This is a genomic window from Streptomyces sp. M41 (assembly GCF_043673425.1).
Taxonomy (GTDB): domain Bacteria; phylum Actinomycetota; class Actinomycetes; order Streptomycetales; family Streptomycetaceae; genus Streptomyces.
In genome coordinates this window covers 71381-97886 of record NZ_JBIMKE010000019.1, presented here as the reverse complement: position 1 = coordinate 97886, position 26506 = coordinate 71381, and the positions used below count along the sequence as shown (strand labels likewise).

The window sequence follows — 26506 nt, the reverse complement described above, 5'->3', positions numbered from 1 at the left end:
CAGTGGTCACCACTCGCGCGATTCGCTGCACCACGCCCCACCCGCGCGCACCACACCAGCTCTCCCCGGCGCAGCCCGAACCGGCTCTCCCCATCGCACCCCACACGGGGCCCTCCCTAGCCCACCCGGGTCCTCTGGACCCCCGGTGGACCGTCACGGCGGTGTGCCCCGTGGCCGCGACCCGTCCGATGGGCCATGTTGCTGACCGTCGAGCCGATCGGCTGCGCCGGATGCGAAGGAGGCCCCGCGGTGGGTGAGCTGTACATCGACGGTGAGTGGACACAGGCGGCGGCCGGCGGACGCCGGGACGTGGTCAACCCCTACGACGCGTCCGTCGTCACCACCGTCGACGAGGCCGACGCCACCGACGTGGACCGCGCCGTGCGTGCCGCCCGCCGTGCCTTCGCCGAGGAGGACTGGGCGCACGCGCCCTCCCGCCGGCGGGCCGACCTGCTCCTGCGCGTCCGCGATCTGCTGCTGCGCGACCAGGAGGAGATCGCCCGCACCGAGACCCTCGACACGGGCAAGACCCTGACCGAGGCCCGTATCGACGTGGAGGACGTGGCGAACGCCTTCCGGTACTTCGCCGAGCTCGCCGGGAAGGACGGCGGCCGGATCGTGGACGTCGGCCCGGACGTGCTCAGCCGTGTCGTCTACCAGCCGGTCGGGGTGTGCGCGCTCATCGCCCCCTGGAACTACCCCCTGCTCCAGGCCTCCTGGAAGGTGGCCCCGGCGCTGGCCGCCGGCAACACCTTCATCCTCAAGCCCAGCGAGACCACACCCCTCACCACGATCGCCATGATCCGGCTCATCGAGGAGGCGGGGGCGCCGCCCGGCGTCGCCAACCTGGTACTGGGCTCCGGGGCGACCGTGGGCGCGGCCCTGACCAGCCACCCCGACGTCGATCTGGTGTCCTTCACCGGCGGCCTGAACACCGGCCGGGCCATCATGGCCAGCGCCGCCGAGGGCCCGCGGAACATCGCCCTGGAACTGGGCGGCAAGAACCCCAACATCGTCTTCGCGGACGCCGACTTCGACGCCGCCGTCGACTACGCGCTGGACGCCGCCTTCCTGCACTCCGGGCAGGTCTGCTCGGCCGGCTCGCGACTGCTCGTCGAGGACTCGCTGCACGACCGGTTCGTCGAGGAGTACGCCCGTCGCGCGGCGGCGATCCGGCTCGGCAACGGGCTGGAGGAGGGCACCGAGAGCGGCCCGCTCAGCTCCGCCGAACACCGCGAGAAGGTCGAGGGCTACATCGCCATCGGCAAGGAGGAGGGAGCCCGGCTCGTCACCGGGGGCGCCCGCCCCGACGACCCCGCCCTCAGTCGCGGCTTCTTCCTGCGGCCGACGATCTTCGCCGACTGCGACCGGACCATGCGCATCGTCCAGGAGGAGGTCTTCGGCCCGGTGGTCACCGTCGAGCGCTTCCGCAGCGAGGACGAGGCGGTGGAGCTCGCCAACGACACCCGCTACGGGCTCGCCGGCGGCGTGTGGACCTCCGACGCGAGCCGCGCCCAGCGCGTCGCGCAGCGGCTGCGGCACGGCACCGTGTGGATCAACGACTTCCACCCCTATGTGCCGCAGGCCGAGTGGGGAGGCTTCGGCCGCTCCGGTGTCGGGCGGGAGCTGGGCCCCACCGGGCTGCGCGAGTACCAGGAGGCCAAGCACATCTACCAGAACCTCGCCCCCGCCCCGTCCGGCTGGTTCAAGGGCTGACCGCGGGCAGCACACCGTCCGCCCGCCCGGTGGCACGTCCCGGCCACCGATGAAGAACCGCCCGTCCCAGGCACACGGCCACCGAAGAAAGGCACCGCATGGCCACCACCCCCTCGCACGGCCCCGAGTCCGCCTACGACTACGTCATCGTCGGCGGCGGCACCGCCGGCTGTGTGCTAGCCGCCCGGCTGAGCGAGGACCCCGACTGCCGGGTCTGTGTCGTCGAGGGCGGCCCCAGTGACGTCGGCGACGAGCGCATCCTGCGACTGCGCAACTGGATCAACCTGCTCAGCTCGGAGTTCGACTACGGCTACACGACCGTCGAGCAGCCGCGCGGCAACTCCCACATCCTGCACTCCCGGGCCCGCGTGCTGGGCGGCTGCTCCTCGCACAACACGCTGATCAGCTTCATGCCGCTGCCGCAGGACCTCGACGACTGGGTGAGCCGGGGCTGTTCCGGCTGGGACCCGGCGACGATCCTCCCCTACCGCGACCGGCTGCTCTGCGAGATCGTCCCGGTGGCCGAGGCGGACCGCAATCCCATCGCCAAGGACTTCGTCACGGCGGCCTCCCGGGCCCTGTCGGTGCCCGTCGTCGACGACTTCAACGCCGAACCCTTCGCCGACGGCACCGGCTTCTTCTCGCTGGCCTACCAGCCGGAGGGCAATCTGCGCTCCTCCGCGTCCGTCGCCTACCTCCACCCCGTCCTCGGCCGGCCCAACCTCACGCTCCTGCTGGAGACCTGGGCGCACCGGCTGATCCCCGACGAGGCGGGCCGGCTGACCCGGGTCGCCGTCCGGGGAGCCGACGGCGAGCCCGCCACCGTGCGCGCCGAACGCGAACTCCTGCTGTGCGCGGGCGCCGTGGACACCCCGCGCCTGCTGATGCTCTCCGGCATCGGCCCGGCCGACGACCTGCGCGCCCTGGGCATCGCCGTACGGGCCGACCTGCCCGGCGTGGGCGAGAATCTGCTGGACCACCCGGAGTCCGTGATCGTCTGGGAGACCGAAGGACCGCTGCCGCCGAACTCCGCGATGGACTCCGACGCGGGCCTGTTCCTGCGCCGCGACCCGCACCAACCCCGCCCGGACCTGATGTTCCACTTCTACCAGGTGCCGTTCACCGTCAACACCGAACGCCTCGGCTACCCGGCGCCGCAGCACGGGGTGTGCATGACGCCGAACGTGCCGCGGGCCCGCTCCACCGGCCGCATGTGGCTGCGCAGTGCCAACCCGGCCGAGCATCCCGCCCTGGACTTCCGGTACTTCACCGACCCGGAGGGCTACGACGAGCGCACCATCGTGGACGGACTGAAGGTGGCCCGCGAGGTCGCCGCCACCGACCCGCTGCGCGACTGGCTCGTCCGCGAGGTCGCGCCCGGACCGGACGTCGTCTCCGACGCCGACCTGTCGGAGTACGGCCGCCGCGCCGCGCACACCGTCTACCACCCGGCCGGCGCCTGCCGTATGGGCGCCCCGGACGACCGTATGGCAGTCTGCGACCCGGAGTTGCGACTGCTCGGCTTCGAGGGCGTACGCATCGTCGACGCGTCGGTCTTCCCGACGATGCCCACCATCAATCCGATGGTGACCGTCCTGCTCGCCGCGGAACGCGCCGCCGATCTGATCGCCGCCGAACGGAGGGCGCAGCAGTGACCGGTACCCAGCCTCCCGCACCGGCGTCGGGCGTCCCCGGAGGGGAGCCGGGCTCCGAGTTCCGCAAGGACATGGGCCCCTGGGCCAACTTCGCCCTCGGCTTCACCTACCTGTCCCCGGTCGTGAGCACCTACACCCTCTTCGGCACCGCGCTCGCCGAGGGCGGTCCGCCGATGATCTGGGCGTTCGTGCTGGCCGGCTGCGGTCAGTTCCTGGTCGCGCTGATCTTCGGCGAGATCGTGGCCCAGTACCCCATCGCCGGCGGCGTCTACCCGTGGGCGCGACGGCTGTGGGGCAAGCGGTGGGCGTGGATGACCGGCTGGGTCTACATGTGGGCGCTGCTGGTGACCATCACCTCCGTCGCCTACGGCGCCGGCCCCTACATCGCCATCCTCTTCGGTTTCGACCCCACCGTGCACACCACCGTGCTGTGCACAGCCGTGCTCATCGTCGTCGCCATCCTCATCAACTACATGGGTACCAAGGCCTTGTCGCTGGCGGCCATCATCGGCTTCGCGGGCGAGCTCATCGGCGCTCTCGTCGTCGGCATCTATCTGCTGGCCACGCACCGCCACCACAACCTCGGCGTCATCTTCGACACCTACGGCACCGAGGGAGACGGCTCCTACCTTCCGGTGTTCCTCGCCGCGGCCATCATCGGCTTCTACCAGTACTACGGCTTCGAGGCGTGCGGCGACACCGCCGAGGAGGTCGAGCACCCGGGGCGCGTCATCCCCAAGGCCATGCGCCGCACCATCTACATCGGCGGCGCGGCGGCCACGTTCACCTGTCTGTCGCTGCTGCTGTCGGTCACCGACTTCAACGCCGTCATCTCGGGCGAGCAGGCCGACCCGGTGGTGGACGTGCTGTACGACGCCATGGGTGAGACCGGGGCGCGGCTGGTGATGGCCGTGGTGCTGATCTCCTTCCTGTCCTGCACGATCAGCCTCCAGGCCGCGGCCGGGCGGCTCATCTACTCCTACGCCCGTGACGAGATGATCGTCGGGCACCGGCTGCTGCGGCGGTTCGTCCACGCGCGCGCGGTGCCGAGCTGGGCTCTGTTCGTCTCCGCGGCGGTGCCGCTGCTCATCGCCTTCGCCTCGCTGGCCTCCGAGGACGCCCTCACCAACATCGTCTCGTTCGCGATCCTCGGCATCTACGGCTCGTTCCAGATGGTCGTCCTGGCCGCGCTGCGCGCCCGGCTCAAGGGCTGGCGCCCGGCGGGCGAGTTCACCCTGGGCCGCTGGGGCCTGGCGGTGAACATCGGGGCCCTGGCCTACGGCATCTTCGCCATCGTCAACATCTGCTGGGCCCGCACCCCGGAGAAACCCTGGTACGAGAACTGGATCGTCCTGCTGTGCGGGGCGGTGGTGCTGGTGACGGGACTGGTCTACATGTTCACCACGCATCACTACGGCCGCAGTACGGCACCGGCCGGCGACGCGGTGCCGGACGACCGAGACGGCACCTCGAAGTCGTCACAGGGTCCCGCCTGAGCCACCGTCACAACGGCTCGGGGCGAGAGCCGTCCCAGTCGGGGCGAGATCCTTCCGAGGCGGGCTCACGACCGTCCAGGACGCGAAGCGCCTGCTCCGCCGCGCGGGCCACCGTCCCGGTGTCGTCCCATGCGAGGGCGGTGAGCCGGGCGCGCAGCCGGTCCTCGTCCTGCGGACGCCGGCCGGTGGCCGCCAGCCAGTGGGCCAGGCTCTCGGTGGCGCAGCGGCGCACCGTCTCGTCCGGGTCGTCCAGGGCACGGACGAGGCGGGGCAGGTCCCGTCCGGTGTCCTGGTCGGTGGCGCTGTCCGGGTCGAGCAGGGAGAGCGCGGCGGCGCGGACGTCGGCCGACGGGGTCCGGTCCACCGTCCGCCGCAGGTAAGGCAGCGCTTCGGCGAGACCGACGAGCGCGTTGTGCGTCCGCCAGACCGTCTTCGGGTCGGCGACGAGCTGGGCCACCAACGCGCGGGCCACCGGACGGCGTTCCCAAGGGCGCAGTCCGTTGTCCACCAGCGCGTCCAGGCCCGCCACCGCTCCCGCGCGCACATCCCCGTCGGCGGCGTCCAGGAGAGGCAGCAGCAGCCAGACTGCATCCCAGCGCCCCGCCTGCCCGACGGCCTCGGCGACGGCCGCGCGGGTCCGGCCGGGCAGCTCGGGGTCGATGACGGCCGTACGCAGCACCATGGCGGCGGTCCAGGTCCCCACCGCTCCCAGCGCGTGGGCGGCCGACGGACCGGCGACGGCGTCGGTGAGCCGGCGCGCCGCGGGCTCGATCACGCGTTCGTCGCCGAGCCGGCCGAGTCCACGCAGCAACGAGGCCGCGACGTTCGGGTCCCGTTCGGTCTCCAGGGCCGCCACCAAGGCGTCCCGGGTCCGGTCGTCCGCCGCGTCGACCAGCCGCCGCGTCACCGCGATCCGCACGTCGGCGGATTCGTCGCCCAGTCCGGCCGGCAGGGAGGGCAGGAGGCGCTCGGTCCACTCCCCGGGAAGCATGCCGAGGGCCTCCACTCGTGCGGCCCCCGTGCCCTGTTCGGCCGTGCGCACCACCTCGGCGTGGACGGCCGGATCGTCCCGGAACCGGTACACCAGGGCTCGGGCGCGCCCCCATACCGCTCCTTCGGAGTCGCCCAGGGCCTGGACGAGCGCCTGGACGTCGCCCGGGACGCCCAGTGCCTCCAGTCCGTCCAGGGCGTTGATGCGCAGGTGGTGGTCGGGGTCGCGGAGGAGGCCGGAGAAGGCGTCCACGATCGCCGGGCCGTCGAGCCCCAGCCGGATCGCGGCGCGCGAGGCCCGGCGCCGCACCCAGGGGTCCTCGTCGCGCATCAGGCCGGGCAGCACCCCACGGCCCGCCTCGACGGCGCCGAGTCGGCCCAGCGCCAGGGCGGCGGCCTCACGCACCTCGGGCGCGCGGTCGTCGGCCGCTGGGGCGAGCGCCCCGGCGTGTTCGCCGCGCCCGACCCTGCCCAGCCCCTTGGCCGCGGCGGCCCGCCGCCAGGTGTCGCCGTCCTTCAACTCGCGCAGGAAGAAGGCGATTTGTTGGTCCGCTCCCATGAAGCACCCCGGTGAGTCAGACCGGCGAGCCGCCCGGAGGTTGTACCGGTGTCACGGCCGAAGCCGCTCGGCGAGCCCCGCGAAGTAGCTGCGGTGCACCTCGGTCAGATCCACCTGCCCGGGGTCCAGCAGCCACAACAGGTGGGCCCCCTCGATGAACGCGGCGGCCTCCGCGGCCAGTGTCGCGGCGTCCAGGTCCGCGCGGGCCGATCCGTCGGCCATGGCGCGGGTGAAGAGGGCGACCAGATGGGTCCGCAGCGCCCGGCCGCGGTCCCTGAACCAGGTGTGGAGGACGGAGCCGGGCTCCAGGTTCTCCGCGGTGAGCGTGGTGTGCAGCGCGGCCAGTTGGCGCTCGGTGGCGGCGGTGTGCTCGGCGTCCCGGACGAACCAGTCGAAGGCCTGGTCGAGGGTGGGCTCGGCGTCCGGCGGGACGGACAGCCGGGCGAGGGCGCGCCGGTCGGCCTCTTCCAGGACGGCCCGTACGAGTCCGTCCTTGCTGCCGAAGTGGTGGATGAGCGCGGACGGGGTGGCACCGGCGCGCTCGGCGATCGCCGCCACCCCGGTGCCGCGTACGCCCTGACGCGCGAACAGCTCGATCGCGGCGTCCACCATGGCACGGCGCCGCTCCACGCCCCGCTTCTGCACCTGCCCCTTGACTCCGGCCATGGGGATCAGAGTGCCCGGGCGGACCCGCCGCGTCCAACTCGCTCCTTGCCGGCGGACCGGAAAAGCGGGTGCGGCACCGGCACCCGACCATTATATTGAACGACCATGCAGGAAAATAAGAAGACGAAGAACGGGTACCTCCTGGGCCGCGAACGGGCCGTGCGCACCAAGGACGGACTCGAGCTGTGGGCCGAGGACTTCGGTGACCGCGGGGATCCGACGCTGTTGCTGGTGATGGGCGCGCAGGCGCAAGGCGTCCAGTGGAACGACGGCCTGGTCCGCCGGCTCGTCGACGGGGGTCTGCGGGTCATCCGCTACGACCACCGGGACACCGGGCGCTCCTCCCGGGTCGACTTCGCCGCCCGTCCGTACACCGTGGCCGACATGGCCTCCGACGCGCTCGCCGTCCTGGACGCGTTCGGGGCGGATCGGGCTCATCTGGTCGGCGCGTCGCTCGGCGGCATCATCGCGCAGCGGCTGGCCGTCACCCGTCCGGACCGAGTGCTGACCCTCACCAGCCTGTCGTCCCAGCCGCTGGGGACGGACACGGCGGCGGCGGTGCAGCGCGCCCTGTCGGGAGCGGCTCCACTGCCCGGCGAACTGCCCCCTCCCCGCCCGGAGTTGCTGGCGGCGCTGACCTCGGCCTTCTCCGAGCCGGAGGCGGGCCCGGAGGAGTATCTCGCCGCACGGCTGCCGCTGTGGCGAGTCCTGCACGGACCGGTGCTGCCGTTCCCGGAGGACGAGTACCGCGCGATGGAGCGGCGGGTGTACGAGCGGGCCACCGACTTGCAGGCCGCGCTCAACCACACGCTCGCCGGGGCCGCCGGCGGGGACGACACCGCGGCCCTCTCTCGCGTCAGCGCGCCGACACTCGTCCTGCACGGCACCGAGGATCCGATGTTCCCGCCCGAGCACGCGTGGGCCACCGCCGCCGCGATTCCCGGTGCCCGCCTGGTGCTGGTCGAGGGGATGGGCCACACGCTCCCCACGGCCCTGGACGACCGGCTGGCCGACGAGATCCTGCACCACCTGGGGCGGGCCGTCCGGGCGGCGTGACGCGGGGGCGCCGGCTTGCGCGGATCCACGCCGACGCGGGGGCGGGCAGACCCGCACGGCTGAAAGGTGCAACCCCAACGGGTGGGTCGGGTGCGGATCGGCCGTGGTCCCGGCGGGCGCTCCTTGAAGATCTTGGTCGTCCGCTGGTGACCAGATCCGACGAGAGCGGGAAGAATGTTCCATCGCCCTGTCCGACCCACGCCGCGTTCCCGACTGCTCACCTGGTGGGCGACCGTCGGCGCGGTATCGGCGCTGACGCTCGGCCTGCCGGCCGAGTCGGTCGCGGCCGACACCCCCAGGCCGCCCGTGGGGGCGGGCAGCTCCGCTCCCGCGGCCTTCGTCCGCGGCACGCTCCAGCCGGAGGCCCCGCCGGCCGGGGCCAACGACTGGACATGCAGGCCGACCGCCGCGCACCCCCGCCCCGTCGTGCTGCTGCACGCGACCTACACCAACGCCCACATGAACTGGAGCATGCTGTCCCCCCGCCTGAAGCGCGCCGGGTACTGCGTCTTCGCCCCGAACTACGGAGGTGAACCGGGAGTTCCGCTCAAGGCGACGCGGCACGTCCCCGACTCCGCCCGGGAGGTCGCCCGCTATGTCGACCGGGTGCTCGACGCCACCGGCGCCCGGCAGGTCGACCTGGTGGGGCACTCCCAGGGCGGCGGTGTGCTGCCCCGGTGGTACCTGCGCTTCGAGGGCGGCACCGACCCCGCGAAGCCGGCCCGCAACAAGGTGCGCCGGCTCATCGGGCTGGCCCCGTCCAACCACGGCACCACCGTCGCCGGACTGGGCACCCTCACCACCGAGCTCGGCCTCGACCGGCCGGTCTCCCTCCTCGCCGGGCAGGCGTACGCGGACCAGATGGTCGGTTCCGCGGTGAACACCACGCTCGACCGGGGCGGCGACACACAGCCGGGGGTGACCTACACGGTGATCGCCACCCGGTACGACGAGGTCGTCACGCCGTACCACCACCAGTTCCTCACAGCGGGGCCGGGCGCGAAGGTACGGAACATCACGCTCCAGGACGTCTGTCCACAGGACCGCTCCGAGCACATCTCGATCGCCTATGACTCCAACGCCCTCCAACTCGTCCTCAACGCCCTCGACCCCGCGCACCCCAAGCCCTTGCGCTGCGGCTTCTCGGCACCTCTGATCGGCGGCTGACCGGGACGGCGTGGCCGCGTCGGCGTCGGCCATGGTTGGCCGAAGCCCGCCGTGGGGCACTTTGGACCCATGGGTCTCCACCTGCGCAACGGTCCGCATGGCTACGGGGTCGTCACGAAGACGCTGCACTGGCTGGTGTTCGTCGCCCTCACCGTGCAGGTCGCGGTGGGGTATCTGCTCGACGCGGACGACAGCGGCCGAGGGCGCGGGCGTGGCCGCGGGCGGGGTGAGGACTCGGGTCACGGTCGAGGGCGCGGCAGAGGCGGCGACGACGCGTACGACCCCTTCGGGGACGACGCGCTGCTCACGGTGCATGTCGTGCTGGGCGCCACCGTGCTGCTGCTCGGCGCCGCCCGCCTCGCCTGGCGGCTGGCCACACCGCTGCCCCCATGGGCGCCGACCCTCTCCGCCCGGGAGAGGCGCCTCGCCCACACCACCGAGACTGCCTTGTACACGGCGACGTTCGCCGTGCCGGTCACCGGAATCGCCCTGCTGCCGGCGGGCGACGACCTGCTCGCCCTCCACATCGCGGCCCAGGTCGTCCTCTACGCGTCGGTCGCGGTGCATGTCGCGCTGGTGCTCAAGCATCAGCTGGTCGACTGTGACCAGTTGCTGGACCGCATGATCTGAGACCGGCGGGAACCGACGTCCGACGCGACGACGTCCCTCCATCGACAAGATCATCTCCGCGAAGGAGTCTCGACATGACCGGCACGGCCACCCGTTACCTCTATCTCGTCCGGCACGGCGAGGCTTCGCCGGACGAGAGCGGGCTGACGGAGGCAGGTCGCCGGCAGGCCACGCTGCTCGGCAAACGACTGCGGGCCGTACCGCTCGCCGCCGTTCACCACGGTCCGCTCCCCCGGGCCGAGCAGACGGCGCGTCAGATAGGCGAGCAGCTCAAGGGCGTCCCCTTGCACATGTCGGACGCGGCCGGCGACTACGTCCCTCATGTGCCGACACGGGAAGAGCTCCCGGCCGAGTCGGCGGACTTCTTCCTCCGCTTCCTCGCCGGTGCGTCCGAGGAGGAGCGGGAGCACGGACCCGCCCTGGCCCGCCGGGCGCTGGAGCTGTTCACCGGGCCGGTGGAGGGTGAGCAGGACCGGCACGAGCTGCTCGTCACGCACAACTTCCTGGTGGCCTGGCTCGTCCGGGACGCCATGTACGCACCGAAGTGGCGCTGGCTCGGCCTGAATCACGGCAACGCGGCGCTCACCGTCATCCGCTACGCCCCCGGCCGGCCGGCCACCGTCCTCCTCTCCAACGACATGCGGCACCTGCCCACCGAGCTGCGCTGGACAGGATTTCCCCCCGAGGCGCACATCTGATCCGATCCATCGGCAAGGCATCTCGACTCACCCGGCCGAAGCTGGCACCGTAAACCCCCATGAAGCTGACAAAAACCGGGCAAAAAGTAAGCTCGGTGCGCTGGAGGCTCGTGCTGGCCAGCACCACCATGCTCTTCGTCGAGCTGGCGCTGATCAGATGGGCGGGAGCGAACGTCGTCCACCTCAGCTATTTCTCGAACTTCATCCTGCTGGGGTCGTTCCTCGGCATCGGCATCGGCTTCCTGATCCCCGCCGAACGCGGTCAGTGGCTGAAACGCTGGACGCCGATCCCGCTCGCGCTGCTCATCATCTTCGTACGCGCGTACCCGGTGCAGGTGCGTCAGAGCAGCGCCGAGGTCATCTACTTCACCGCCGTACGGACCACCGGCCTGCCCCAGTGGGTGACCTTGCCGGCCATCTTCCTGCTGACCGCGGTGATCATGGCGGGCATCGGCAAGATCACCGCCGACCTCTTCCGTCAGCTGCCCTCGCTCGACGCCTACCGCTACGACCTGCTCGGCAGCATCACCGGCTCGGTCTCGTTCGCCGTACTGTCCTGGCTGCGGGCCCCCTCGGTGGCCTGGGGCGTACTCGCCGCGGTGGCCCTGCTGATCCTCGGCGGACGCCGCAACACCCTGATGTACGGCATCCCCCTCACGGCCATGGTCGCCGCGCTGTTCCTGGAGACGACCACGGCCGGCATCTCCTGGTCGCCGTACTACAAGATCGAGCTCAAGGCCTCGCCGACGACCACCCGCACCTACTACATCTCCGCCAACGGCGTCCCGCACCAGAGCACCGCGCCGCTGGACGTGCTGCTGCGGGAGAACTCGCCCTACCGGCAGGCGTACGAACAGACGCCCCGCAACCCGCACAAGCGGGTGCTCGTCATCGGCGCCGGGAACGGCAACGACGTCGCGGTCGCGCTGGCGCAGGGGGCGGAGCGGGTGGACGCCGTCGAGATCGATCCCCGGCTTCAGGAGATCGGTGCCGAGCTGCACCCCGCCCGGCCGTACGACGACCCCCGGGTGCATGTGTACATCGACGACGGACGGGCCTTTTTGGAACGGACGGACGCCAAGTACGACCTCATCATCCTGGCTCTCCCGGACTCCCTGACCCTGGTGTCGGGTGCGAGCAACCTGCGGCTGGAGAGCTATCTGTTCACCCGGCAGGCGTTCGAGGCCGCCCGCGACCATCTGACGCCGAACGGCGCGTTCGCGATGTACAACTACTACCGCCAGGCCTGGCTGGTCGACCGCTTCGCCGGTGACCTCGACGACCTCTACGGCCACGCCCCGTGCATGACGACGTTCAAGCGGAACGCCGCCGTACTGGTGGCCGGGATGACGCCCGCCGACCAGTCCTGCAAGCAGACCTGGCAGCCCAGCGGCCCGGTGCCGGAGGCCGCCACCGACGACCACCCCTTCCCGTATCTGCTGCACCGCAGCATCCCCACCATCTACCTGGGGGCACTGGGCGCGATCCTGCTGGTGACGCTGCTGTCGGTACGGCTGGCCGGGGTGCGCATCCGCAGCACGTTCCGCTACTTCGACATGTTCCTGCTGGGCGCGGCGTTCATGCTGCTCGAAACGAAGAACGTGATCGGCTTCGCCCTCTACTTCGGCACGACCTGGCTGGTCAACGCCCTTGTCTTCTTCGGCGTCCTGCTCTCGGTCCTGGCCGCGGTCGAGGTCCGGCGCAGACTGCGGTCGGTCAACATGCTGCTGCTGCAAGTCATGCTGTTCGGCTCGCTCGCGGTGGCCTGGCTCGTGCCGACCCAGGCCGTGCTGTCGCTGCCGTTCGCCGGACGGCTCGCCGCCGCCATCGCCCTGGCCTTCGCGCCCATCTTCTGCGCCAACCTCATCTTCTCGGACCGCCTCGCGCTGGCCCCCGACCCGACGTCGGCGTTCGGCGCGAATCTGCTGGGCGCGCTGACCGGCGGAGCGCTGGAGTATCTGGCTCTGGTGACGGGCTATCAGGCGCTGCTGCTGGTCGTCGCCCTGCTGTATCTCGGCGCGTGCATCGCCATGCGCTTCGCCGGGAACGGGACGGGCGGGCAGTCGACGGCGGAGCCGGACGAGACGGTGGCCGCCAAGACCTAGGGACGGGTTCTTGACCATGCGAGCCGGGGGCGAGGCGGCGTCGAGCCCCCGGCTCAGGCGTCCGGCGTCCGGCGTGATGCCGGGTTGGCCACATAGCCGCCGATGCCGCCCAGGACCCGGCGGCGGCGACCAGCAGCGCGGCCGTCAGGTTGACGCGCAGCAGCAGCGTGCCGACGGCCGCACCGGAGAAGACCGCCGGCAGACCGGCGAACCGGAAGGGCTGGGCGGCGTCCGGGGTGCCGCCGCCCACGCCCGACTTCCTGATCCAGGTGACGAGCGTGCCGGTCACGAGCGTGGTGTTGAGCATCCCCCCGAGCCGCCACATCGTCGCGCTGCGCACCCCCATGGCCAGCGCGGTCAGCGCGATCACGGCGTAGTGCCTCGGCACGAGGCGACCGGTCACGCTGTGCAGGCCGACCGCTGTCACAGCGGCGGCCACCAGCAGGGTGGCGGCGATGGTGGCGGACACCATCAGCCATCGGCGACGACGGCCGGCCTCGGCAGCGCCCAGCCTGCTGCCGGCCACCGCACCGGCCGCGAAGGAGGCGAGGGCCGTGAGCGAACCCATGGGTTGCAGCCCCTCGCCACCCGCGAGCGCGAAACCGAGGAAGAGAATGTTGCCCGTCATGAACGCGGTGAAGATCTGCCCGAGGCCGAGGAAGGCCACCGCGTTGACGATCCCGGTGGTCAGGGTCAGCACGACCAGCGCCTTCGGCAGCGGATCGGGCCTCGCCGGTACGGACATGTGGGTTCCCTTCCGGCGCCTCGCCCTGACGCCCGCTCACGTCCCCGCCGGCACCGGCCGCCGGAGCAGATACGCCCCGGCGACCGACACCAGCACCGCCATGCACGCGATGAACACCAGCCCGGCGCTCTTCAGTCCGATCGGGCCCGTCAGCAGGCCCACGCCGATCACCGGGACCGAGATGCCCGTGTAGGCCACGACGAACAGCGTGGAGATCACCGCCGCGCGACGGTCCGCCGGGGAGGCTTCGGCCACCGCGGACAGTGCCCCGCGAAACGCCAGCCCCTGCCCGGCGCCGCCGACGAGCGCGCTCAGCACCACCAGTGCCATCAGGTCCCATCTGAGCGCCCCGGCGAGCAACGCCAGTCCGGCCAGCAGCCCGGCGCAGCCCAGCGGCAGCGATCGCCCCAGCCCGACCCGGCCGACCGCCAGTTGTCCGGCCGTCGAGGAGAAGAAGGCCAGGGCGACGACCAGTCCGCTGACGGCGTGGTCGTCCACGTCCAACGATTCGGCGAGGAACGCGGGACTGACCGAGGTGAACACCCCGAACAGCGCGAACCCGACGAACGAGGCGATCGCCGCGGGCGCGAACACCGACCGCACCTGTGGCGGCAGAGCGGGCCGCTGCGGTCGTACGGCGCTCAGCGGCCGCAGCTCGGGGACCGTCTCCGGCAGTGACAGCAGCACGGCGGCCGAGCCCGCCACCAGGGCGAGGTGCACGACGAACGGCAGGTACAGCGGCCAGTCGGCGTACTGGGCGAGCACGCCGGCGAGCAGCGGACCGCAGCCCAGCCCGCCCATGTTGGCGGCCGTCGCGACGAACGTGGCCCGGGATGCGCCGCCCTTCGGTGCCAGTTCCATCACGTACGCCGTCGCCGCCCCGGTGAAGAGACCGGCGGACAGCCCCGACAGCAGCCGTCCGGCGTACAGCCACTCCAGCCCGGTCGCGCACAGGAAGCAGACGGCGCTCAGCGCCGCGAACGCCAGCCCCCACAGCAGCACCACTCGTCTGCCCACGGCGTCCGAGGCATTGCCCGCCAGCAGCAGGACGCCGATGACGGCGAAGGCGTACACGGCGTAGACGATCGTCACGGTCAGCTCGGAGAAGCCGAACTTCTCCTGGTAGAGCGGGTAGAGGGGGGTCGGCAGCGTCGTGCCTGCCATGCAGACGGCGAACACCGCACCGCTGAGCGAACACGCGAGCCACCCTCGGCGATCACCGGCCATGGCCTGACGGTAACCCCGCGAGGAGAGGGCGGCCGGGATGCGGGGCCGCCGGGTGCGGGCGACGCTGGTGTCATGCCCGAGCACCGCGTGATCGTCCGCCCGTCGTGCGAGAAGGACGGACGCGGGGTGCGGGACGAGCCGGCCGGTCGGGAGGTGTGGGCACCCTGAACAGGCGCAACGGCACCGGGGGCGGTGCGCAGTACGACGTGGAGGCGGCGCTGGACGAGCTGTACGGCGTTCTCCCGTCCGAGTTCGTCGCCCGTCGCGGGGTGCTGGTCGCCGCGGCCAGGACGGCGGGCCACGCGGACGACGGCCGACGGATCGCCGCCGCCCGCCGCCCCACGCTCGCCGCTTGGGCCATGAACCTGTTGCTGCGCGAGGAACCGGAGGAAAGCCGGCGGTTTCTGGAGCTCGGGCAGGCGCTGCGCGAGGCGTACCGCGCCCTGGACGCCGCCGAGATCGCCGAGCTGTCCAAGCAGCGCCGCAGTGTCGTCTCCGCCCTCTCCCGGGAGGCCGGGCGGCTGGCGCGGGAGGCCGGGCAACGACTGTCGGACGGTGCGCAGCGGGACGTCGAGTCCACGCTGAGGGCCGTCCTCGCCGACCCGCAGGCCGCCGACCTGTGGGCCGAGGGCCGCCTGGAGGGCGCTCTGACGCCGCCGTCGGACTTTCCGAGCGCGGTCGCCCCGGTGAGCGGCACTCCGCGCCGGCCGGCCCCGGCGGGGCGGGCCTCGCCCGAGGCGCCGCCGCCCTCAGCTCGTTCACGGACGAAGGACGAGGTCGCCGAACGGCGCCGCCAGAAGCAGGAGCAGCTCGAACGGGCCCGCGCGGCGGCCGACGAGGCGGCGCAGGTGCTGCGCGACCGACGGGCCGAACAGGCCGACGCCGAGGGTGTACTGAAGGAGGCCCGGGAGCGGCACGGCGAAGCCGAGCGGGATGCCGCCGCCGCGGAGGAGCAGCTGCGGCGGGCGAAGGAGGAGCTCCAGCGCACCGCGCACGAGCAGAAGGAGGCCGCGAAACGCAGCCGGGCGGCGGCCGACGCGGCCGGGCGGGCCGAGCGCAGGGCGCGGGAGAGCGCGCAAGAGGTGAAACGCCTGAGTGGCCGCCGTGAGTAGCCGGCGGCGGACACCCGCGTGCAGAACATGCCGGGGCGGGGCTCCGTCTCTGCCTCGTTCTCTGCCTCGTTCTCTGTCTCGTTGTCTGCCTCTGTCATCCTGGCGTGATGCCGAAGCCCGCTCCTGTCACCCCGGACGCCCCGGCCCTCATACGCCGCCCTCTCCTCACGCAGCAGTGGCTCGACCTGGCCTTCGTCCACTGGGCCGTCGAACCGGACGTCGTGGCGCACCTGTTGCCGGCCGGGACCGTCCCGGACACGCATGACGGCGTCACCTACGTCGGGCTCGTCGCCTTCCGCATGCATCGGGTCGGCTGGCTGCGGCTGCCCGGCGTGCCGTATCTCGGGACCTTTCCCGAGACCAATGTGCGGCTGTACTCGGTGGACGCGCATGGCCGGCGGGGTGTGGTGTTCCGGTCGATGGACGCCTCGCGGCTGATCCCGGTGGCGATGGGGCGCTTCGGCTTCCGGCTGCCGTACGTGTGGTCCCGAATGAGTGTCCGCGCGGTCGGCGACACCGTCACCTACACCAGTTCCCGCCGCTGGCCGGGCCCGCGCGGCGCGGGCGGCCGGATCACCGTGCGCAGGGGGGAACGCATCGAGGAACCGACCGAGTTGGAGCATTTCCTCACCGCGCGCTGGGGCATGCACAACGCCTTCTTCGGTGGGCGCGAGCCGCTGGCGTTTCTGCCCAACCACCACCCTCGGTGGCCGTTGTACCGCGCCGAGCTGGTCACCTGCGAGGAGAACCTGATCGCCGCGGCCGGACTGCCCGCTCCGAGCGATGCGCCGGTCAGCGTCCTGTACTCCCCCGGTGTCCCGGTCCGGCTCGGCCGGCCCGCCCGTCCGGCGGGCATCCCCACGCCCTGAGCACCCGGACGAGGTGCCGTCGGTCAGGGCGGGCGGCGGTCCGTGCCCGTGTCGAAATGCGGGGCCGTCGTTGACCAGACGGCGAGGGGCTCGGACCGGGTGTCCGGTCCGAGCCCCTGTCGACGCACGGGTCTCAGGCGCCGCCGCGCGGCGTTGTCACCGTCAGTAGGCGCGCCGCCTCGTGCGCATCAGCAGCAGGAAGCCGGCGATGAGCAGCACGGCGCCGGCCGCGGCCGGCCACAGCTTGGCACCGGTCTCGGCGAGGCTGCCGCCGGCCGTCTGTGTGTCCGTGCCGCCGTTGCCGGCGTCCTCGCCGCCCGCGGGGGGCTGGGTCTGCGCCGGGGTACCGACCGAGCCGGCGTCCTGGTCGTCCGCCGCCCCGTCCTGTCCCGACCCGGCGTCCTCGGGGGCCGGGGAGGTGTTGTCGGCCTTGGGCGCGACCGTGCTGGACAGGGTGGGCTCGTCGTCCTTCGCCGGTTCGCTCGCCGGCTGCTCGGGCTCGGGCTCGCCGGTCTCGGGCTCCTGCGTCTCGGGCTTCCCGGTGGCCGGGGCCTCGGTCTGCTCGTCGTCCTTTCCGTCGCCGGGCTTCTGGTCGCCGTCGCCCGCGGGCGGCGTGCCGGCGGACTGGGTCGGTTGCGGCTCATCGGTCGGCTCGTCCTGGCCCGGCTCCTCCTGGCCCGGCTCCTCCTGGCCCGGGTTGTCGCCGCCGCCGTTGTCGCCGCCGTTGTCGCCGCCGCCGTTGTCGCCGCCGTCGCCGGCGCCCACGCCGCAGGTGCGGCCCTCGTTGATGCAGTCGACCATCTCCGTCATCAGGTCCTCGTCGAAGACGTTGATGAAGTCGCCGTGGTCGGTCACCGGCTTGTGCAGCTGCTCGGGGAAGGAGTCCACCGCGAACAGGGGGGTCGTACGGCCGCCGTCCTGAAGGCTCGGCGCGTCGATGTCGTACACGATCCGCTGCACCAGCTGCGGGATGGCCTGGAAGCCGTTCGGGCAGCTGCCGTCGGCCGCGGCGAACGCCACGTGGGTGCGGTGGTTGGCGCTGTCGATGTTCTGTCCGTCCCAGCAGCTCTGGAACTTGAACGAGCGCACCACGTCGCTGCCCTGCGGGCACAGCGGGTACTTGTCCTTCAGCTGCCGGTCCTCGAAGCCGGTGCAGCTCCAGGAGGCGTTGGCGTTGGCGGGGCCGTTCACGAACGACTTGGCGTCGCCGGTGATGATGCGCAGCAGCCGCGGCATCTCGGTGACCTTGCCACGCGGGCTGCCCTCGAAGGTCAGCGTGACGTCCTTGGGGGTGATGATCTCACCGGCGTTGCCCTCGATGCCGCCACCGGGCTTCTCGGCGTCCTGCTCCTGCGTGCCGTTCTGGAGGCGCAGGACGGGCCAGTAGTACGTGGACTTGTCGCCCTGGTCGACGCAGGTCGTCTCGGCGTTGGCCAGGTCCTCGTCGCTGGCGAATGCGTCGTTGGACTGGTTGCCGATGTAGTCGTGGAAGTGGTGGGCGCCGTTGGAGACACCCGGGGCCGCGATGATGTTGTCCGAGTTGAACAGGCCGTTCTCGTTGACGCCGCAGCTGGTGGCGAAGGTGCCGCGGGAGGCGCCCTTCTGACGGGCCGGAGCGGACACGTTCGGCTGTACGGACTTGATGTCCACGTAGTCGGCGGCGACCGGCCCGTTGCCGGCCTGGCCGCCGTTTCCGGGCGGCTGCTCGCCGTTGCCCTGCTGGCCGCCCTGCTCGGCGCCGCCCTGCTCGGCGCCGTTCTGACCGGCGCCGCCCTGGCTCTTGTCACCGCCGTCGTCGTCGGCGGCGCGCAGCGTACAGGCGGCGAGGGACTCCAGGCCTTCCGGCCGGTCTCCCACGCGGTCGGCGGCGACGGCGATCCGTTCGATCGTCGCCGCCCGCTTGTCCTTCAGCGGCGTCATGATCGCGTTGTCGGCGAAGCCCGCGTCCTGCTGGACCTGCTGCGCCGATTCCTGAAGGCGCTGGTAGGCCTCGGCGATCTGCTGGTCCAGGAGGGCGAGTTCCTTGGCGACGTCCTCCTTCGCGCCGTCCGGAACCGCGGTCAGCCTGGCGCCGACGTCGGGGCAGTCGATGGTGCCGGCCGGCCCGGATCGTGTCTGGACGGGCTCGGCGCCGTCTTCGGTGGCCGAGGCATAGACGTTGGCCGCGACCAGGCCGCCGCCGCCCAACATCAGCGCGACCGCTGCAAAGGTCGCGCGCCGTGCGCCCGTGGGGCGTCTTCGCGTGCTGCGTCCCAAGGAAGTACTCCTACGCCTCGTGGTCGGTCAGGGCATGAATATCCCCTGGCTCTATACGGAGGCGGGTGGCGCTGTGTTCAAACGCCTCACGAATTCACAGAAATATCTTAGGAAGCGGGAGAACGGCCTGGTGGTGAGGGGGCGTTGGGGTTCAGATCCGTTCCGGCCGGTTCGGATCAGCCCATCAGGCCGGCGGCGAGGGTCGCTCCGAGTTCCCAGCACGCCTCGGTGTCGGCCTTGCCGGGTTCACCCGTCACGGTCACCGGTTGTGCGGCGCGGCGCCAGCCGAGGCCCGTCGTGATCGAGTCGATCGCCCGTACGGCTCCGGTCACATCGCTGCCGCCGTGCACGTAGTAGCCGAACGGGCGCCCTTGGGTCGCGTCCAGGCAGGGGTAGTAGATCTGGTCGAAGAAATGCTTGAGCGCCCCGGACACATAGCCGAGGTTGGCCGGCGTGCCGAGGAGGTAGGCGTCGGCGTCGAGCACGTCGGACGCCGTGGCCGCGAGCGCCGGCCGCCGGACGACCTGGACGTCCTCGATCTCCGGCGCGGTGGCACCGGAGATGACGGCTTCGAGCATGGCCTGGCAGTTGGGCGAGGGCGTGTGATGGACGATCAGCAAGGTGGGCACATGCGAACCCTGCCGTCGCGACGCACGGTGACGCAACCCGGCGGCCCGAGTGTCGCCTCAGTACCCGGGGGCGGAGGTCACCTTGTCGACGGCGGCCGTCAGTTGCTCCTGCACGTCATCGGCGAGCACGCCGCCCTTGACGGCGGTGATGAGCTCCCCGGCCACGGAGTGCAGCTTGGTGTTGGTGTTCTGGGAGGTCGCGACCAGTACGGACCAGGCCTCGTCGGAACTCAGCCGGAACGCGGCCATCAGGATGCCCCGGGCCAGGTCGATCGGCTGCCGGGTCTGCATGGCCCGGCGCAGTTGGGCGACCTCGATCCGCAGCTCTTCGGCCGTCTCCGCGTCCTCGGACCGCGCGGCCGTCGCGTGCTGCCCGTCCCGGTGGACCGGGCCCCCCGCGAAGAGGTTCCGCGTCCCGCTCAGGGCCAGCAGCCGGTCGACGACCGGGCTGGCGGTGCGGATGGTGACCGTCTTGGCCTGCTTCAGGGCCCGTCGGCGCAGGCCGAGAAGGATGTTGAGTGCGGAGCAGTCGCAGAACGAGACCTCCGCGAGGTCCAGATCGACACCGCGGACCGAACGGCTCAGAGCGTCGCGCAGGGTGCCGCGCAGCCGCTCGCTGTTGTCGAGGTCCAGCTCTCCGCAGACACTCACCACGACCCGGTCGGCGTCGAGGCGGAGCGTCGCGACCAGCGGACGCGACGCGCTCACCGATGCCGCGACGCCGGTGTGCGCGGCGTCCGCGGCGATCTCCTCAGCGGGTGCGAAGGACGTGAGCTCCGGCATGACTGCCTCTCCCTCGGGTGCTCCCCGTCTCCGTACCAGGTTGAACCCGAACCGCGGTACACGTCAACCGATACATGAAATACAGTGCATGTTTTTGTTTACGTGAATAGTCAGTCGTAAGCTTGGGGCATGGACGGAGTCCCTGAGCCGCACACCGGATGGACGTTCGTGACCAATCACGCCCGCGTGCTGGCGGCGATCGCGGACAATCCGAACGTTCGGATCCGAAGCATCGCCGCGCACTGCCGGCTCACCGAACGCGCAGTCCAGAAGATCATCTCCGACCTGGAGCGGGACGGCTATCTCTCGCACACGCGTGAGGGGCGTTCCAACACCTATCGGATCGACCCCGCCAAGGTGCTCCGCCACCCTGCCGAGGCCGGGCTGAGGGTGGCCGAGCTGCTCTCCCTGCTCGTCCAGGCCGAGGCCGGCCACACCACCGCTGCACAGCAGCTGAGAACGGCACGGCCACGGATGCCCATGGATGAGGGGTGAGGGGGCCGGGCCGGCGCCATGAGCACCGGCCCGGCCCGCGCTGGTCAGCTCAGTACGCGCAGTGCTCCCGGCAGGACTCTGATCGTGACCGGGAGGGTCGCCTCGACCTCGCCGTCGGCGCCGTAGGGCACCTCGCGGTCGGCCTCGATACGGATCTCCTTGCCCCGCAGGATGCTCACCTGGGGGCGGTGCACATGGGCGCCCGTCTTGAGGTCGTTCATCAGGGCGAAGAACAGCCGGCGCGGGGCGTCGCGGATCATCACCACGTCCAGCAGGCCGTCGTCCACCCGGGCGTCCGGGGCGATGAGACGGCCGGAGCCGTAGTAACCGGAGTTGGCGGCGACGACCGTGTAGCCGGTGTGCGGGTGTACCTGGCCGTCGACGGTGACCCGGTAGCGCGCGGCACGCCAGGTGGTGACGGCGCGTAGACCGCCGGCGTAGTAGGAGGCCGCGCCGTGCAGCAGGGTGGCGTGGTTGGCGTGACGGTTGGCGAGCGCGTCGACGCCGGCGTACACGCTGCCGAGGACGACCGTGCGGGGGTGGACGGCCGACTCGACCTCGATGGTGTCGACCTTGCGGGGCTCGTTGTGGAGCAGCACCTGGGCCAGGGCGGCGGGCTCGGTGGGGAGGTTCAGCGCCCGCGCGAAGTCGTTGCCGCGGCCGGCCGGGACGAGACCGAGGACGGCGTCGGTGCCGCTGAGGGCTCCGCCGATGCCGCCGGCCATGCCGTCGCCGCCGACCGCGAGCACCACCCGGCCCCGCTCCGCGGCGTCCCGGGCGAGTTCCCGGGCGTGCTCCAGGCTGCGGCTGTACTCGGTCTCCAGGTCGGCCCCGGCCTCCCGCAGCGGCCGGGCCACGGTCATCAGCGCGGCAGCTGAGGCGGATCCGCCCGCCGTGGGGTTGACGATGGCGGTGAACTGTCGCATCGGAGTGCCTTTCGGGCCGACGGGAGGGTGCCGGAGGCGGGGCGGGGTGGGGTGGGTGTGGGGGGTGGGTCTGGGCTCTCGCGGAGGATGGTCCCGGCTCCCGCGGAGGGAGGCCGGGGGCTCTCGCGGAGGGTACGGCTCAGTCGAGGGGCAGGAGGACGCCGGGGTTGAGCAGGCCGTCCGGGTCGAGCCGTTCCTTCACCGCACGCAGCGCCTCGATGCCCAGGGGGCCCGCCTCACGGACGTACCAGTCGCGGTGGTCGGTGCCCACGCCGTGGTGATGGCTGATCGTGCCACCGGCCGCGAGGATGGCCTCGTTGGCGGCATGCTTGGCCCGTTCCCAGTGCTTCACCGGGTCCTCGCCCTGGGCGGAGACGACCGTGAAGTACAGCGAGGCGCCGTTCTCGTAGACGTGGGAGATGTGGCACATCACCAGGGGCGGGGTGCCGGCCTCGGTGAGCGTGTTGGCGAGGGCGTCGTGGACGGCGGCGTACAGGTCGGGGACACGGGACCAGAAGGTCGCCGTCTCCAGCGTCTCGGCGAACGCTCCGGCGTCCAGCAGTGAGTCCCGCAGGTAGGGGGCCGAGTAGCGGCCGTGCGCCCAGCGCTGTCCGGGCTCCTCGCCCAGCGGGGTCCCGCCGCACTCGCGCAGGACGGCGGCGGCCCGCTCCCTGCGGTACGCGGTGTCCTCGTCGGTGCCTTCGTAGCCGGCGATGGCCATGCATCCGGCGTCCTGCGGAAGGGCGCCGCCGATGGCGTCGGGCTGGGCGAGGCCGATCAGGGTCTCGGTCTCGTCGGACAGCCGCAGCACCGTCGGACGCGGCCCGTCCTGGGCGAGGCGCCGCAGGGCCGCGGTGCCTTCCTCGAAGGAGGCGAAGCGCCAGCCCTCGTACACGCGGGTCTCGGGGACGGGGCGGATCCGCATCGTGACGGAGGTGATGATGCCGAACGCGCCTTCCGAGCCGAGGAAGAGCTGGCGCAGGTCGGGTCCGGCGGCCGAGCGCGGTGCGCGGCCCGTGTCGATGGTGCCCTCGGGAGTGGCGAGGGTCAGGCCGAGGACCATCTCGTCGAAGCGGCCGTAGCCGGCGGACGCCTGGCCGCTGGAGCGGGTGGCGGCGAAGCCGCCGATGGTGGCCCACTCGTAGGACTGCGGGAAGTGGCCGAGGGTGAAGCCCTGTTCGGCCAGCAGTGCCTCGGCCTGCGGGGCGCGCAGTCCCGGTTGCAGGGTGACGGTGCGGGAGACCGGGTCGAGGGCGAGCATGCGGTCCATGCGGCGCAGGTCCAGGGCGACGAAGGAGTCGCGCCGGGCGGGGGTGAGGCCGCCGACGACCGAGGTGCCGCCGCCGAACGGGACGACGGGCAGGCCGTGTTCGGCGCAGACGCGCAGGACGGCCACCACTTCCTCGTGGTCGGCGGGCAGCAGGACGGCCGCGGGGATGTCGTCGACCTCGCCGTCCCGGATGCGCAGCAGGTCGGGGGTGGACTTGCCGCGTGTGTGGCGCAGGCGGGTCTCCGCGTCGGTGCGGACGTGTTCCTCGCCGCCGAGGGCCGCGGACAGGGCCTTGTGTGCGGCGGGGTCGAGGCGGGTCTCGGGTACGGAGATGTCGTCCAGGGCGATGGTCCCGGCGGTGCGCGGCTTGACGCCGAGCAGATCGCGCAGCAGCCCGGTCACGGTCTCCGGCAGCGGCGCCGCCTTGGCCGGGTCGCCCCAGCCGCTCCACAGCATGTCCATGGCTGTCGTCCTCACCGATCGATTCGGGCGATGCCGCGTCCCGGACGGCCTCGCAGGCGTTACACTGTTACACATGACGCCTATTCGTCACAACCACTCGGACAGCGACGCGGTGCTCGACGCGGTACGCGACTGTGTCCTGGCCGTCGGTGTCCGCCGTACGACGCTGACCGACGTGGCCCGCCGCGCGGGTGTCTCCCGCATGACGCTGTACCGGCGCTGGCCCGATGTGCGCTCGCTGGTCGGGGATCTGATGACCCGGGAGTGGGTGGCGGTCGCCACCGCGGCGATGCCCGAGCGGCGCGACTCCGGAGCCGAGACGCGCGGCCTGATCGTCGACGGACTGGTGGCCGGGGCAAGGGCCTTCCGCGTCCATCCGCTGTTCCGCAAGATCGTGGACGTCGATCCGGAGCTGCTCCTGCCCTACGTCCTGGACCGCCGCGGCGCGAGCCAGGAGGCCCTGCTGTCGCTGCTCGCCGACGCCCTGCGCGAGGGCCACGCCGACGGATCGGTGCGCGCCGGCCATGTCGAACGGCAGGCGCGGGCCCTGCTGCTGATCGTGCAGTCCTTCACGCTGTCCCTGCGCACCATGACCGACGAGGACGACGCCGACCTGAGCAGCGAGGCGTTCCTCGCGGAGCTGCGCGGCATCCTGGAGAGGACCCTGACGCCATGAGCCCCAGCCCTATCGCCCCGGCCCCCGGATCGTCGCTGTCGGCCGCGCGGCGCTCGCGCGAACTGGCCGAGTCCGTCGGGGGCCCCGTCGTCGACGTCCTCGTCGTCGGGCTCGGCGCGACCGGTGCGGGGGTCGCCCTGGACGCCGCCGCCCGTGGCCTGTCCGTGGTCGCCGTCGACGCCCACGACCTGGCGTTCGGCACCTCCCGCTTCAGTAGCAAGCTGATCCACGGCGGGCTGCGCTATCTCGCCTCCGGGCAGCTCGACGTGGCCCACGAGAGCGCCGTGGAGCGCGGGGTGCTGATGGAGCGCACGGCCCCGCATCTGGTGCGGGCCCAGCCTTTCGTACTGCCGCTGACCCCCCTGGTCTCGCGCGGCCAGTCCGCCCTCGCCTGGGCCGGGTTCCGGGCCGGCGACACCCTGCGGCTCGCGGCCCGCACGGCCCGGGCCACGCTGCCCGCCCCGCGCCGCCTGTCCACGGTGGAGACCCGGCATCTGGCTCCGGCCCTGCGCCCCCAGGGCCTGCGCGGCGGCCTGCTGTCCTGGGACGGCCGTCTCACCGACGACGCCCGCCTGGTGACCGCGCTCGCCCGCACCGCCGCCGCCCGCGGAGCGCGCGTCCTGACCCGGGTCAGGGCCCTGGACCTCACGTCGTCCGGCGCCCGCGTACGTGACGAACTCACCGGCCAGGAGGGCGAGATCAGGGCCCGGACGGTCATCAACGCGACCGGTGTCTGGGCCGGCGGCCTGGTGGAGGGCATCCGGATCCGGCCCTCCCGCGGCACCCACCTCGTCCTGCGCTCCGACCACCTCGGCCAGCTGCCCGCCGGGCTGCACGTCCCGGTTCCCGGGGAGACCAACCGCTTCGTCCTCGTGCTGCCCCAGGGCGACGGCCGGATCTACGTCGGGCTCACCGACGAGCCCGTCGAGGGCGACATCCCCGACGTCCCCGAGGTGCCCGAGACGGACATCGGCTTCCTCCTCGACGTCCTCGGCTCGGTCCTGGACGTCCCCGTCCAACGCGACGACGTCGTCGGTGCGTTCGCCGGGCTGCGCCCGCTGCTCGACACCAGCCCGGACGCGGCTCCCGCGGACGCGCCCCGCACCGCCGACATCTCCCGCCGGCACGCGGTCCTGACCTCGCCGGAGGGGGTGATCACCGTGGTGGGCGGCAAGCTCACCACCTACCGGCGCATGGCCCAGGACGCCGTGGACGCCGCCGTCGCCGCCCGCCGGCTCACCGCCGGGCCCTCCCCCACGGCGTCCCTCCCGCTGGTCGGCGCCGCGTCCCCGGCCGCCCTCGGCGCCGTCCGGGCACCTCGTCGTCTCGTCCAGCGCTACGGCGTCGAGGCGGCGGCCGTCCAGGAACTCGGCGCACTCGACCCCCGGCTCGGCGAACCCGTGCTGCCGGGCCACCCCGTCACAGCGGCCGAGCTGCTGTGGGCCGTACGCCATGAAGGGGCCCTGGACGAGGCCGATCTGCTCGACCGGCGCACCCGGATCGGGCTGGTCCCGGCCGATCGCGCGGCGGCACTGGACGCCGCGCGCGAGGTGCTCGGGGAGGCGTGGGCCAGGCAGGGGTGAGCGGGGGCGGTCGTGCGGGGCCTGTCTTGCGGCCGGTGAGTCAGCCGTCGGCGCGCCGGATCCGCCAGACGTGGTCGTCTCGGTGGCCCTCCACACCGTCCGGGGACACACTCGCGCTGCGCACCGTGTCCAGCGTCTGCACGGTCCACTGCGGCTGCGGCAGCGCGAGTTCGTCGAGGACGTCGCTCCGCGTCGGGAACCGCGCCTCGAACGGCGGCTCGCTCTGCCAGGACGGCCAGCCGGCGTGCATGACGATCAGCAGGGTGCCGCCGGCCGTGACCGCGTCCGCGGCCTGCCGCAGCACGCGCCGCCGGTCCAGCGCGACCGGGGACTGGAGATACTGCACGTTCACCAGGTCGAAGGAGCCCTCGGGGAACGACTCGCCCAGCACGTGCCGTTCCCAGGCCGTACGCTCCTCGACGCCGGCCTCGGTGGCGTGCCGGGCGGCCCGTTCCAGTGCCGTGCGCGAGATGTCGACGCCGGTGACCCGCCAGCCGCGCGAGGCCAGCCACACCGCGTCCGCGCCCTCACCGCACCCCAGGTCCAGGGCGGTGCCCGGCGGAAGTTCGCCGGCCTCGCGCACGAGCAGCGCGTTGGGACGACCGCTCCAGAGACGTCCGCCGTCCCGGTAGCGGGCTTCCCAGAAGTCGGCGGCCCTCAGGGCGGATGTCTCGGTCATGGTGCCTCCCGAATCGCAGGGGTCGTGGCAGGGGTCATGAAAGGGACTCGGGCTCG

At 72.4% G+C, this 26506-nt stretch carries 22 protein-coding genes and 1 pseudogene; 13 read left to right on the top strand and 10 right to left on the bottom strand.

The features are described from left to right. The first annotated feature begins 249 nt into the window (after positions 1–249). The 3 genes from ACHBTE_RS22850 (at position 250) to ACHBTE_RS22840 (ending at position 4867) form a co-directional block, all read left to right on the top strand. Positions 250–1716 (top strand): aldehyde dehydrogenase family protein, encoded by a 1467-nt coding sequence (locus tag ACHBTE_RS22850; protein ID WP_394725883.1) that lies wholly within the window; start codon positions 250–252, stop codon positions 1714–1716. Positions 1717–1814: 98 nt separating this feature from the next. Beyond that, positions 1815–3371 (top strand): GMC family oxidoreductase, encoded by a 1557-nt coding sequence (locus ACHBTE_RS22845; RefSeq protein ID WP_394725882.1) that lies wholly within the window; start codon positions 1815–1817, stop codon positions 3369–3371. Further along, on the top strand, positions 3368–4867 hold the full coding sequence (locus ACHBTE_RS22840; RefSeq protein ID WP_394725881.1) for an APC family permease: 1500 nt from the start codon (positions 3368–3370) through the stop codon (positions 4865–4867). Before ACHBTE_RS22845 ends, ACHBTE_RS22840 begins: the two co-directional genes overlap by 4 nt. Positions 4868–4874: 7 nt before the next feature. On the opposite strand, the gene ACHBTE_RS22835 is transcribed toward ACHBTE_RS22840, so the two are convergent. Both ACHBTE_RS22835 and ACHBTE_RS22830 read right to left on the bottom strand, forming a co-directional pair. Then, positions 4875–6416: a HEAT repeat domain-containing protein gene (locus ACHBTE_RS22835; protein ID WP_394725880.1), complete on the bottom strand. Its 1542-nt coding sequence runs from the start codon at positions 6414–6416 to the stop codon at positions 4875–4877. Positions 6417–6467: 51 nt separating this feature from the next. Further along, the gene (locus ACHBTE_RS22830; RefSeq protein ID WP_394725879.1) at positions 6468–7082 is read right to left on the bottom strand and encodes a TetR/AcrR family transcriptional regulator; all 615 of its coding nucleotides are present in this window, start codon (positions 7080–7082) and stop codon (positions 6468–6470) included. 105 nt (positions 7083–7187) lie between these two features. Here ACHBTE_RS22830 and ACHBTE_RS22825 point away from each other — a divergent pair, with 105 nt between their 5' ends. The 5 genes from ACHBTE_RS22825 (at position 7188) to ACHBTE_RS22805 (ending at position 12738) form a co-directional block, all read left to right on the top strand. Next, on the top strand, positions 7188–8138 hold the full coding sequence (locus tag ACHBTE_RS22825) for an alpha/beta fold hydrolase (RefSeq protein ID WP_394725878.1): 951 nt from the start codon (positions 7188–7190) through the stop codon (positions 8136–8138). 174 nt (positions 8139–8312) lie between these two features. After that, positions 8313–9305 carry an esterase/lipase family protein gene (locus ACHBTE_RS22820; RefSeq protein ID WP_394725877.1) on the top strand — a complete coding sequence of 331 codons (993 nt, stop codon included), beginning with the start codon at positions 8313–8315 and terminating at the stop codon, positions 9303–9305. Positions 9306–9374: 69 nt separating this feature from the next. Beyond that, positions 9375–9935, top strand: a complete 561-nt coding sequence (locus ACHBTE_RS22815) for a cytochrome b (protein ID WP_394725876.1) — start codon at positions 9375–9377, stop codon at positions 9933–9935. A 74-nt stretch (positions 9936–10009) separates the two neighbouring features. Beyond that, positions 10010–10633, top strand: a complete 624-nt coding sequence (locus ACHBTE_RS22810; RefSeq protein ID WP_394725875.1) for a histidine phosphatase family protein — start codon at positions 10010–10012, stop codon at positions 10631–10633. 95 nt (positions 10634–10728) lie between these two features. Continuing rightward, positions 10729–12738 (top strand): spermidine synthase, encoded by a 2010-nt coding sequence (locus ACHBTE_RS22805; protein WP_394725874.1) that lies wholly within the window; start codon positions 10729–10731, stop codon positions 12736–12738. Positions 12739–12910: 172 nt separating this feature from the next. On the opposite strand, the pseudogene ACHBTE_RS22800 reads toward ACHBTE_RS22805, so the two are convergent. Both ACHBTE_RS22800 and ACHBTE_RS22795 read right to left on the bottom strand, forming a co-directional pair. After that, positions 12911–13483: pseudogene (locus ACHBTE_RS22800) on the bottom strand (YoaK family protein); the annotation flags it as partial. A gap of 36 nt (positions 13484–13519) precedes the next feature. Further along, a complete protein-coding gene (locus ACHBTE_RS22795) occupies positions 13520–14710 on the bottom strand; it encodes an MFS transporter (protein WP_394725873.1) in 1191 nt (396 codons plus the stop codon). 155 nt (positions 14711–14865) lie between these two features. On the opposite strand from ACHBTE_RS22795, the gene ACHBTE_RS22790 reads away from it, so the two are divergent. After that, entirely contained in the window at positions 14866–15822 is a 957-nt protein-coding gene (locus ACHBTE_RS22790) for a hypothetical protein (protein ID WP_394725872.1), read from the top strand. 107 nt (positions 15823–15929) lie between these two features. Then, the gene (locus ACHBTE_RS22785; RefSeq protein WP_394725871.1) at positions 15930–16691 is read left to right on the top strand and encodes a YqjF family protein; all 762 of its coding nucleotides are present in this window, start codon (positions 15930–15932) and stop codon (positions 16689–16691) included. 162 nt (positions 16692–16853) lie between these two features. Here ACHBTE_RS22785 and ACHBTE_RS22780 read toward each other — a convergent pair whose 3' ends face one another. From ACHBTE_RS22780 to ACHBTE_RS22770, 3 genes are all read right to left on the bottom strand, one after another. Beyond that, the gene (locus ACHBTE_RS22780) at positions 16854–18881 is read right to left on the bottom strand and encodes a DUF1996 domain-containing protein (RefSeq protein ID WP_394725935.1); all 2028 of its coding nucleotides are present in this window, start codon (positions 18879–18881) and stop codon (positions 16854–16856) included. A gap of 242 nt (positions 18882–19123) precedes the next feature. Further along, positions 19124–19576 (bottom strand): flavodoxin family protein, encoded by a 453-nt coding sequence (locus ACHBTE_RS22775; RefSeq protein WP_394725870.1) that lies wholly within the window; start codon positions 19574–19576, stop codon positions 19124–19126. 57 nt (positions 19577–19633) lie between these two features. After that, positions 19634–20359 carry an ANTAR domain-containing protein gene (locus ACHBTE_RS22770; protein WP_394725869.1) on the bottom strand — a complete coding sequence of 242 codons (726 nt, stop codon included), beginning with the start codon at positions 20357–20359 and terminating at the stop codon, positions 19634–19636. A 129-nt stretch (positions 20360–20488) separates the two neighbouring features. Between ACHBTE_RS22770 and ACHBTE_RS22765 the strand changes: the two genes are divergently transcribed. Continuing rightward, positions 20489–20854, top strand: coding sequence for a helix-turn-helix transcriptional regulator (locus ACHBTE_RS22765; protein WP_394725868.1), 366 nt, complete (start codon positions 20489–20491; stop codon positions 20852–20854). Between the two features lie 44 nt (positions 20855–20898). Here ACHBTE_RS22765 and ACHBTE_RS22760 read toward each other — a convergent pair whose 3' ends face one another. After that, entirely contained in the window at positions 20899–21780 is an 882-nt protein-coding gene (locus tag ACHBTE_RS22760) for a YegS/Rv2252/BmrU family lipid kinase (protein WP_394725867.1), read from the bottom strand. 139 nt (positions 21781–21919) lie between these two features. Continuing rightward, complete coding sequence (locus ACHBTE_RS22755) at positions 21920–23512, bottom strand: FAD-binding oxidoreductase (protein WP_394725866.1); 1593 nt, start codon at positions 23510–23512, stop codon at positions 21920–21922. 73 nt (positions 23513–23585) lie between these two features. Between ACHBTE_RS22755 and ACHBTE_RS22750 the strand changes: the two genes are divergently transcribed. Further along, entirely contained in the window at positions 23586–24188 is a 603-nt protein-coding gene (locus ACHBTE_RS22750) for a TetR/AcrR family transcriptional regulator (protein ID WP_394725865.1), read from the top strand. Further along, the gene (locus tag ACHBTE_RS22745) at positions 24185–25771 is read left to right on the top strand and encodes a glycerol-3-phosphate dehydrogenase/oxidase (RefSeq protein WP_394725864.1); all 1587 of its coding nucleotides are present in this window, start codon (positions 24185–24187) and stop codon (positions 25769–25771) included. The genes ACHBTE_RS22750 and ACHBTE_RS22745 overlap by 4 nt, the downstream gene beginning before the upstream one ends. Before the next feature lie 40 nt (positions 25772–25811). On the opposite strand, the gene ACHBTE_RS22740 is transcribed toward ACHBTE_RS22745, so the two are convergent. Continuing rightward, positions 25812–26450, bottom strand: coding sequence for a class I SAM-dependent methyltransferase (locus ACHBTE_RS22740; protein WP_394725863.1), 639 nt, complete (start codon positions 26448–26450; stop codon positions 25812–25814). Between the last annotated feature and the right edge of the window lie 56 nt (positions 26451–26506).